The organism is Pseudomonas sp. PsB, assembly GCF_043658375.1.
Classification (GTDB): Bacteria; Pseudomonadota; Gammaproteobacteria; order Pseudomonadales; family Pseudomonadaceae; genus Aquipseudomonas; species Aquipseudomonas putida_Z.
In genome coordinates this window covers 21,279-30,107 of the sequence record NZ_JBIGLU010000050.1, presented here as the reverse complement: position 1 = coordinate 30,107, position 8,829 = coordinate 21,279, and the positions used below count along the sequence as shown (strand labels likewise).

Here is an 8,829-nt window from a genome sequence, read left to right as displayed (position 1 = left end):
TCGCCGATGGTAGTGTGGGGTTTCCCCATGTGAGAGTAGGTCATCGTCAAGATTCATTTCGCAAAACCCCTATCTGCGCATGCAGGTAGGGGTTTTGTCTTTCTGGCCTAAACCCCAGACCTGCACAACCCTTCTCTGTGGGAGCGGGTTCACCCGCGAACACCGGCATAGCCGGTGCCATCCACCGCGTCGCCTGTTTCGCGGCGGTTCGACGCCTCGACTCGCCCGCTCCCACAACTCCCACTCTGAGCGCGCAATACCCAGGCTGCGACAATATTCCCGTCACATTCACGTGACTTTCCCGCGCCCACCCTACGTCAAGACTTTGGTTCGGGGCATTCCTGGCCCCGGGCTGAGCGATGCCAGCGTACCGTGCTGCGCATTTCCGGACTTCCACCGTCCCATCACTTGAGGTAGCAAGCAAGATGGCCAAGGCCGCCGATGTCGTTGTGCAATGCCTGGAAAACGAAGGTGTCGAGTATGTATTCGGTATTCCCGGTGAAGAAAACCTCGATCTGCTCGAATCCTTGCGCAAGTCGAAGATCAAGCTGGTACTGACCCGTCATGAGCAGTCCGCAGGGTTCATGGCCGCCACCTACGGCCGCCTGACCGGCAAGACCGGCGTCAGCCTGTCGACCCTCGGCCCTGGCGCCACCAACCTGGTCACCGCCAGCGCCTATGCCTACCTGGGCGGTATGCCGATGATGATGATCACCGGCCAGAAGCCGATCAAGAAGTCCAAACAGGGCCGTTTCCAGATCATCGACGTGTGCGGCATGATGGACCCCATCACCAAGTACACCCACCAGTTCGCCTCCGCCGACAACATCCCGGCCCGTATGCGCGAAGCCTTCCGCCTGGCCGAAGAAGAGAAGCCGGGTGCGGTGCACCTGGAGCTGCCTGAAGACATCGCCGCCGAGCAGACCGAAAGCCTGCCGATTCCGCCTAGCCTGAGCCGCCGCCCGCTGGCCGAGCACAAGGCCATCGAAGCCGCCGTGGAAAAACTGCAGAAAGCCCGCAGCCCGATCCTGGTGATCGGCGCCGGCGCCAACCGCAAGATGACCGCCAAGGTCCTCAAGCAGCTGATCGACAAGACCGGCATCCCGTTCATCACCACCCAGATGGGCAAAGGTGTGGTCGACGAGCGTCACCCGCGCTTCCTGGGCAACGCTGCGCTGTCGTCGGGTGACTTCGTGCACCGCGCCGTCGAAGCCGCCGACCTGATCGTCAACATCGGCCACGACGTGATCGAGAAGCCGCCGTTCTTCATGGTCCGTGGGGGCACCGAGGTCATCCACATCAACTTCCGCTCCGCCGAAGTCGATGCCGTGTACTTCCCGCAGGTGGAAGTGATCGGCGACATCGCCAACGCCGTATGGCAGATCAGCGAAGCGCTGACCGACACCACACACTGGGACTTCACCCGCCTGATGGCGATCCGTGAAGCCAACGAAGCGCAGATCGCCGAAGGCGCCGACGACGACCGTTTCCCGGTCTATCCGCAGCGCCTTGTGGCCGACATCCGTCGCGTGCTGCCGTCCGAAGGCATCGTTGCCCTGGACAACGGCATCTACAAGATCTGGTTCGCCCGCAACTACAAGGCGCACAAGCCGAACACCGTACTGCTGGACAACGCCCTGGCGACCATGGGCGCCGGCCTGCCATCGGCCATGGCTGCGCACCTGGTGCACCCGGACCGCCCGGTGATCTCGGTTTGCGGCGACGGCGGCTTCATGATGAACAGCCAGGAGCTGGAAACTGCAGTACGCCTGGGCATGCACATCACCGTGGTGATCCTGCGTGACGACGGCTACGGCATGATCCGCTGGAAGCAGGCGAACATGGGCTTCACCGATTTCGGCCTGGACTACGGCAACCCGGACTTCGTCAAGTACGCCGAAGCCTACGGTGCCAACGGCCACCGCGTGGAAAGCGCCGAAGGCCTGCTGCCGCTGCTCGAGCACTGCATCAAGACCCCGGGCGTGCACGTGATCGACTGCCCGGTCGATTACAGCGAGAACGACCGCATCCTCAACAGCGAGCTGCGTGAGCGCGCGCTGGCGGTGTAAGGCGTAACGGCTTTATTGACATCAACCCGGCCACCATAGATCTCTCACGATCCTGTGGTGGCCGGTTGGTGCTAATTAACAACCTCCTCACGCATCTCTTGACTGATCATTCTCATGTTCCCAACTCATTGAGAACACGAGACCATGACCATCGGCTCAACACACAACCATCCTGCTGATCTGGCTATCGAGCCATCCCTGTCCGTAAAGCCGTGGGCTGCGCGTTACCCTAACCCTCCTGATCTTTGCTTTGATTATCGCCGTCTACTCGAACAAGAGGGCGGAGTTGCATACGCCACTCAGCCGGATCACCGGATCTGTATTGTCGGTGCTGGTGTTACCGGGCTAACTGCAGCCCGAGAATTGCTACGTTGCGGCTTTACCCGTATCACCTTGATCGAGCAGTCCCGACGTGTGGGTGGGCGTCACCTTACGCTGGTGAATAACGCAGGAAATCACAAGCAGCCTGTAACCCCTTTTGAAATGGGGGCCATGCGCATGCCGTTCTTCAACAGGACTGGTGAGCCCCCAAAAGATGGGCGTTCGCTTATGGCCTATTACGCCAAGCTGTTCGAGCTACGAATTTCCGATTTTCCAAATCCCGGGACACCTTGGGTGAATGCCACTGGAATATATCTTCGTGACGGGCAATTAGCGGGTGACAGAGACCCTGCGCTGTTGATCTGGCGCAATCCCGAAGGAAAGACACCACCACCCACTGCGATGCTTCAGCAGGTCTACGATAAATGGCGCCATTTTGCGGAGCAGTTCGCCGAGCGTATTGCTGCGGTTTATGGCACTTATGGTTGGGAGTCGATGTGGTCGGCGATCGTCGAGCGCTATCATCGATTATCGTTTAGAGATCTGGTGCATTTATCCGCTGTTACGGCTTGGGACCCTGCAAACCCTGGTGATTTTGGCGGGCTAGGCATGAGTGGCGACGAGTCGGCCATCTTCTATGCAATCGGTATTGGAGATGGTAGCTGGGGAGCGTTTTATGACGTCTGCTGCCTTTACCCGCTGCGTACAGCAATCTTTGGCTTCAGCAGTCACTTGCAGTTGGTGCATGGGCGTGTTGACCAGGACGGTGTGCCTTACGCTGCGCCCCATCTTGAAGCCAGCAGCGTCCCTGACAGTAAAGGATTGATGTTTCAGGGGCCAGCCTATATCGGGCTTGCGGCGATGGACGAAAGCCTCATGTTTCTGGACGTCGGGATGGGCGGTTCCTCGCTGTATGACCACCTGCTGCAACGAGATGATGGGTTACTGACCGACACTTCGGTCTGTTCCCTACAAAAGCTGGAGGATGGTCGCGTACGGGTCGGATACCGTTGGCATTGCAGTGATCCGGTGCAGGGGAACTTCCAATCCGAAGACTTCGACAGCGTGATCTTGACCATCCCTTCCTGGCTGATCGAAACCAACATCCGCCTCGACGGTTTCAGCCGTCAGATATTGCCGCAGACGATCATGGACGCCTGGAAGCATGCTCATTGGGAGACAAGCTGCAAGGTCTATGCCCCGCTGAAGAAGAGCTTCCTGGACCGCAACCCAGCTTTTCCGCAAATCCTGGTCACTGACAGTTTCGTTCACGATGTCTATGCCTACCGCTACAACGACCATTACGCTGATGACTGCATCTTGCTCAGTTACACCTGGGAAGACGATGCAACGAAACTGGCCGCGTTCTCAGATGAAGAACTGGGCGACAAGTGCGTGAAGGAACTCGATCGGATCCTCCTTCGCTGCAGCAACGTGGCTGAACCCATATCGCCTTACATCGATACCCGAAACATTCGCATACAGCGTTGGATGACTGATCGAAACGCGCTTGGCTGCGCAAAGTTGTATCGGGCTGGGACCTATTACGATGCAGTGAGCCTGATGAAGTACAACCGTGATCTGAGTGCCAGTTCAGGGTTGTATCTGGCTGGAGAGTCCTTCTCTGTTGACGCCGGCTGGACCGAGCCGTGTTTACGCACGGCGCTTGATGTGGTCATCAACCTGTGCAACAGAACATCGGCTTCGTTCAATGGTGGCTTTACCCTGAACCACTACCCACATTATCAAGCTGGGAAATAGCTGCATCCGGGAGTTTTTGTGGGAAATTTCCTACTGGCACACTTCTCTTGTCCTTCGATCCCATAGGAACTCCCCGACTGTCATTCCCCCGCCCAACCCCGCTTTACTGGCGCCCTTCCACAACAACCATAAAAGGAAGCCGCCATGTCTGATCACTGCACGCCCGTCAGCCCCGTACGTATCGCTGTCATCCAGTACGACCCTCAGGTCGGGCTGGAGCATTGCGATGGCAACCTGAGCAAGGGCCTGGCATTGGCCCGGTGCGCGGCGCGTGAAGGCGCCAACCTGATCGTGCTACCCGAGCTGGCCAACACCGGCTACACCTTCCACACGCGTGCAGAGGCCTATGCCCACGCCGAAACGCTGGAGGATGGGCGAAGCCTGAAAGCCTGGGCGGATTTCGCCAAGGAGTACCAGGTATATCTGGCGGCGGGTTTTGCCGAACGCGAGGGACTGAAACTTTTCGACAGTGCCGTACTGTTCGGTCCGCAAGGCTTGCTCGGGCATTACCGCAAGGCGCACCTGTGGAACCAGGAAAAGCTCTGGTTCACCCCTGGCGACCTGGGTTTCCCAGTGTTCGAGACACCGATCGGTCGTATAGGCCTGCTGATCTGCTGGGATATCTGGTTCCCGGAAGTACCGCGGCTGATGGCTGCGCAAGGCGCCGACATCATCTGCAGCCTGAACAACTGGGTATGGACGCCACCACCACTGTTCGATGAATCAGGGCGCTGCATGGCGTCCTACCTGACCATGACGGCGGCACACACCAACAACGTCTACATTGCTGCCGCCAATCGCATAGGTAGCGAGCGGGGCGGTCGCTTCCTGGGCTGTTCACTGATTGCCGGTACCAATGGCTGGCCCATCGGCGAGGTGGCCAGTGCAGAGGAGGAGGGCATTCTCTACGCCGATGTCGACCTCAGCAGCGCCCGCTCGGCGCCGATCTGGAACAGCCTTAACGACCTGCCGCGAGACAGGCGCACCGACCTTTACGATGCGACGCTTGGCTATCGCCTTCATGCACCTATGCCCCGCTGAGGAGTTGCACATGAAAACGCTACTCTTCCCCAACCGGCAGCGTTCGTCGGTGTTGATCCTTGCCTGCCTGCTGGTGCTCCTGGCTGCCAGCCTCGTACAGGGCCAATGGCCGGACTACACGCAACTGGCCGCGACGCTCGATCAGCCGTTAAGCCGCCTGCGTTGGATAGTTGGTGATATCAGCGAAGTGGCCTTCTACAAGCATGAGTTGCCCGCCTTGGGCTTGCTACTGGGAGCTTGCCTGGCGCACTGGGCCCATGTGCATGGGTATCGCTGGCACGGCTTTGCCATCTGCTACGGCAGCGGATTATGGCCGTGGGTATTCACCAGTTCGCTGCTGGGTTTGTTGGTCAGTCACGCGTTGTGGGGATGGACCTTGGCAAGTGGCACCTGGCAACCAACCTTCGTTGCTTTCGTATCGTTGCCAGCAGCCATGGTGCTGTTTTTTGGTGCGGGTTGGCAGGTGACCATCAGCGGCGCAATGCTGGGAGCGCTGTTGGTAACGCCAGCCAGCCTGTTCATGGTCAATTACCTGTGCTACCCCCTGCAGTTGCCGGTGGTAGTCGGCAACGTAAGTGGCATGGCACTGGCAAGCGTGGTGGCGTTCATGCTGTGCCGGCGCTTTCCATCATGGGTACGGCCCAGCCAACCGCCCGCCGCACCTGAACCCGTTGCGGCCCAACCCGATTACGGTGTGGCCTGGACCTTGCGGCGCGTACTGGCCGATTTCAGCGAAGCGCCGTTCTTTGGTAATGAACTGGCCAGCCTCGGGCTGCTGTTGGGGGTGTTCCTGGCATACATGCTGGCCCCCGCTGCGCCAGTCTACGGTTCGCTGCTGCTGATACCGATGGTTGCCGGGCAGGCGCTGGCATCACTGGTGGGAGTCGTGCTATGGCGTCGCCAATGGCAGGCGCGAGGCTGGTACCCCACTTACATTCCCATCGTCTCTATCGTACCTGCCGCTGTGCTCACCCACGGTGGAGGCTGGCAAGTGGTCGTAGCCAGTGCAGTGCTTGGCGCGCTGGTAGCGCCACCGTTGGCGGTGGCCATCACTCAGCGCTTGCCGGCCTACATGCATGGTTACATCGGCAATGTAGTGTCGATGGCCATCAGCACACTGGCGATCGTTCCGCTGGTCGGGCTGCTTGCTGGAGGTGGCGTATGAAAGCGCATGCAAACCTGCCCAGGTTGTCGATCGCCAGCCTGGGAGGGACGGTGAGCATGCGGGCAAGTGCAAGCGAATGCGGGGTGATGCCCAAGCTTGACTGCGCTGAGCAACTGGCCGAGTTGCCACAACTGCGTGAGATGGCCCAGCTTGAAGCTGCCACTCTGGGTCTGCTCCCCAGTGCCTCGCTGGGCTTTGCGGCGATGCTCGAGGTGCTGGCCTGGGCCCGGGGCGAGGTGGCTCGCGGAGCACACGCGGTGATACTGACCCAAGGTACCGACAGCCTCGAGGAAACGGCGTATTTCCTCGATCTGCTCTGGCCGTTCGATGCGCCATTGGTAATGACCGGTGCCATGCGCGCGGCCAGCCAGCCGGGCAACGACGGCCCGGCCAACCTGCTGGCTGCGGCGCAGGTTGCACTGGCGCCGGGCAGCCGTGGGCGCGGCGTTCTGGTGCTGATGAATGATCAGGTTCACTGTGCTGCAAGGGTTCGCAAGACGGCAAGCCTTGCAATGGCTGCATTTGAATCACCCGGGTACGGAGCGCTGGGTGATGTTGTGGAAGGTACCGTGATGTATCGTCAGCCGCCTGGCCCACGGGAGGTGCTGCCGTTACCGCATCGCACCGAGCATCGGGTTGCAATGCTGGAAGCGTGCCTGGACGCAGATACGGCGTTGTTGAAGGCTACAGCGACACTGGGCTACGAGGGGCTGGTCATCGCCGGTTTTGGTGCAGGCCACGTTTCCGGTAGCTGGTCCGAAGTGCTTGGTCATCTCACGCCCACCTTGCCGGTGATTGTTGCTACCCGCACAGGCAGTGGCCCAACAGCCACGGCCTCTTACGGATTTGCCGGTGCCGAGATCGATCTGCAGAGCAAGGGGGTACACATGGCGGGGCAGTTGTGTCCGCGCAAGTGTCGCATTCTGCTATGGCTGTTGATCGGTATTGGCAGGCAGCAGCAGCTGCATGGCTGGTTGCCACGTTAAGCAATCTGCCCGCAAAGCTGTAAGCGCGGGCAGCCCTTCGGGCGTTGCTGTGCTAGGGTGCACACACTTTTGCTTCCCAGGATGTTCACCCATGCTCCCCGCACTCAGCGAAAAAGAACTCGACCGCCTCGAAGACCTGCTGATCACCTACGGCAATGACTACTCGGTACTCAACCTGGCCGAGCTCAATGGCTTTTTCACTGCACTGGCCAGCTCACCTACCACTGTCACCCCGGAACAGTGGCTGCCCGCGGTGGCTGGTGGCAAGGTGCCGAAATTCAAGAAACCGGCACATGAAGAGGCGTATACGGCATTGATGCTGCGTTATGCCAGCCAGGTGGCGGAGGAGTTGGGCGACGATGTCGACCACTTTGAGCCGCTGTTCGAAGAAAGCGAAGGCGAAGAGGGCAGTGTGATCATCATGGAGGAGTGGTGCTTTGGTTACATGCGCGGCACTCAGGTCGCTGGTTGGGCCGAGCTGCCGCCGGAGCAGGACCAACTGCTCAAGGCCATTTCGCTGCATGGGCTCGAGGACAACTTCGAGTTGCTGGACCAGATGAGCGAAGCGGACATCCAGGCTTGTGTGCCACAGGTGATCGAGGCTGCGCGCGGGTTGTTCCGGTATTTCAACAAGCTGCACTGATCTTGCACCTGCCTTTGTAGGAGCGGCCTTGTGTCGCGATAGGGCCGCTCCTACACAGGGGATACGCGGATCTGGATATCTCCATTGTTTCGCCCCGCGAAATTATGGTTTCCCCGCCACACGGATTCTGCTGCCAGCCGAACCGGTGCAGCATGTGCTCCACCAGCCCACCCCGGTGCTGATCAGGAGCCAAGCCCATGTCGAACCCGATCAAGCTTTACAACTTCCCCAAGTCCGGCCACGCCCATCGCATCGAGCTGATGCTTTCGCTGCTGAACCTGCCCACCGAGCTGGTGTTCGTCGACCTGGCCAAAGGCGCGCACAAGCAGCCGGACTTCCTGGCCCTCAACCCGTTCGGCCAGGTCCCGGTCATCGACGACAACGGCACGGTGGTCGCCGACTCCAACGCCATTCTGGTGTACCTGGCCAAGAAGTACGACAACGGCACCTGGCTCCCTGAGGAACCCGCTGCCGCCGCTCGCGTCCAGCGCTGGCTGTCGGTCGCTGCCGGCCCGTTGGCCTTCGGCCCTGCTGCCGCGCGTCTGGTCACGGTGTTCGGTGCCTCGTTCAACACCGACGAAGTGATTACCCGCGCCCATACCCTGCTGAAGGTGATCGACGCCGAGCTGGCCAAAACGCCCTTCCTGGTCGGTAGCACGCCCACCATCGCCGATATCGCCAACTACTCCTACATCGCTCACGCACCGGAGGGCAATGTGTCGCTGGAGCCCTATGCCAACGTGCGCAGCTGGCTGGCGCGGATCGAGGCGCTGCCGGGCTTCGTGCCCATGCCACGCACCGTGATCGGCCTGCAGACCAGCGCCTGACATCCCGCCACTGCGA

The 8,829-nt window shown here is 60.1% G+C and carries 7 protein-coding genes; all 7 read left to right on the top strand.

Features of this window, described 5'->3' with window-relative positions; all coding sequences use genetic code 11:
* Window positions 1-425: 425 nt before the first annotated feature.
* Window positions 426-2,069, top strand: a complete 1,644-nt coding sequence (locus ACGLHT_RS28005; protein ID WP_394520746.1) for an acetolactate synthase large subunit — start codon at window positions 426-428, stop codon at window positions 2,067-2,069.
* Window positions 2,070-2,213: 144 nt separating this feature from the next.
* Entirely contained in the window at window positions 2,214-4,151 is a 1,938-nt protein-coding gene (locus tag ACGLHT_RS28000) for an FAD-dependent oxidoreductase (RefSeq protein WP_274121025.1), read from the top strand.
* Between the two features lie 144 nt (window positions 4,152-4,295).
* Window positions 4,296-5,192: a nitrilase family protein gene (locus ACGLHT_RS27995; protein ID WP_025340334.1), complete on the top strand. Its 897-nt coding sequence runs from the start codon at window positions 4,296-4,298 to the stop codon at window positions 5,190-5,192.
* A 10-nt stretch (window positions 5,193-5,202) separates the two neighbouring features.
* The gene (locus tag ACGLHT_RS27990; protein ID WP_274121026.1) at window positions 5,203-6,357 is read left to right on the top strand and encodes a hypothetical protein; all 1,155 of its coding nucleotides are present in this window, start codon (window positions 5,203-5,205) and stop codon (window positions 6,355-6,357) included.
* Window positions 6,354-7,343 (top strand): asparaginase, encoded by a 990-nt coding sequence (locus ACGLHT_RS27985; RefSeq protein ID WP_137164691.1) that lies wholly within the window; start codon window positions 6,354-6,356, stop codon window positions 7,341-7,343. The genes ACGLHT_RS27990 and ACGLHT_RS27985 overlap by 4 nt, the downstream gene beginning before the upstream one ends.
* Before the next feature lie 91 nt (window positions 7,344-7,434).
* Window positions 7,435-7,986, top strand: coding sequence for a UPF0149 family protein (locus tag ACGLHT_RS27980; RefSeq protein WP_137164690.1), 552 nt, complete (start codon window positions 7,435-7,437; stop codon window positions 7,984-7,986).
* Between the two features lie 197 nt (window positions 7,987-8,183).
* A complete protein-coding gene (locus ACGLHT_RS27975) occupies window positions 8,184-8,813 on the top strand; it encodes a glutathione S-transferase family protein (RefSeq protein ID WP_137164689.1) in 630 nt (209 codons plus the stop codon).
* The last annotated feature ends 16 nt before the right edge of the window (window positions 8,814-8,829 follow it).